The organism is Virgibacillus sp. LDC-1, assembly GCF_030137545.1.
Classification (GTDB): domain Bacteria; phylum Bacillota; class Bacilli; order Bacillales; family Amphibacillaceae; genus LDC-1.
In genome coordinates this window covers 1-1373 of sequence record NZ_JARUVL010000034.1, presented here as the reverse complement: position 1 = coordinate 1373, position 1373 = coordinate 1, and the positions used below count along the sequence as shown (strand labels likewise).

The window sequence follows — 1373 nt, the reverse complement described above, 5'->3', positions numbered from 1 at the left end:
GAGTTGGATAGGCAAATCCGTCCAACAATCTCAAGCTGTGATGGGGAGTGAACTAGAGTAGCGAAGTTCCCGATTTCACACTGCCGAGAAAAGCCTCTAGCAAGGTCACAGGTGCCCGTACCGCAAACCGACACAGGTAGGCGAGGAGAGAATCCTAAGGTGAGCGGGAGAACTCTCGTTAAGGAACTCGGCAAAATGACCCCGTAACTTCGGGAGAAGGGGTGCTCCTTTAAGGAGGAGCCGCAGTGAATAGGCCCAAGCGACTGTTTAGCAAAAACACAGGTCTCTGCGAAGCCGAAAGGCGAAGTATAGGGGCTGACACCTGCCCGGTGCTGGAAGGTTAAGGGGAAGCGTTAGCGTTCGCGCGAAGCGTAGAACCGAAGCCCCAGTAAACGGCGGCCGTAACTATAACGGTCCTAAGGTAGCGAAATTCCTTGTCGGGTAAGTTCCGACCCGCACGAAAGGTGCAACGACTTGGGCACTGTCTCAACGAGAGACCCGGTGAAATTATACTATGCGTGAAGATGCGCATTACCCGCGACAGGACGGAAAGACCCCGTGGAGCTTTACTGTAGCCTGATATTGAATGTTTGTGCAGCTTGTACAGGATAGGTGGGAGCCTTGGAAACCGGAGCGCTAGCTTCGGTGGAGGCAATGGTGGGATACCACCCTGGCTGTACGAACATTCTAACCCAGGACCGTGATCCGGTTCGGAGACAGTGTCAGGCGGGCAGTTTGACTGGGGCGGTCGCCTCCCAAAAGGTAACGGAGGCGCCCAAAGGTTCCCTCAGAATGGTTGGAAATCATTCGAAGAGTGTAAAGGCAGAAGGGAGCTTGACTGCGAGACCTACAAGTCGAGCAGGGACGAAAGTCGGGCTTAGTGATCCGGTGGTTCCGCATGGAAGGGCCATCGCTCAACGGATAAAAGCTACCCCGGGGATAACAGGCTTATCTCCCCCAAGAGTTCACATCGACGGGGAGGTTTGGCACCTCGATGTCGGCTCATCGCATCCTGGGGCTGTAGTCGGTCCCAAGGGTTGGGCTGTTCGCCCATTAAAGCGGTACGCGAGCTGGGTTCAGAACGTCGTGAGACAGTTCGGTCCCTATCCGTCGTGGGCGTTGGAAGTTTGAGAGGAGCTGTCCTTAGTACGAGAGGACCGGGATGGACACACCGCTGGTGTACCAGTTGTTCCGCCAGGAGCATAGCTGGGTAGCTACGTGTGGAAAGGATAAGTGCTGAAAGCATCTAAGCATGAAGCCCCCCTCTAGATGAGACTTCCCATCACTTCGAGTGAGTAAGATCCCTCAGAGACGATGAGGTTGATAGGTCCGAGGTGGAAGCGTGGTGACACGTGGAGCTGACGGATACTAAT

Annotated in this window: 1 rRNA gene; it reads left to right on the top strand. The window is 54.9% G+C overall.

From position 1 onward, the window contains the following. A 23S ribosomal RNA gene (locus QBK89_RS14965) occupies positions 1–1373 on the top strand; the annotation flags it as partial.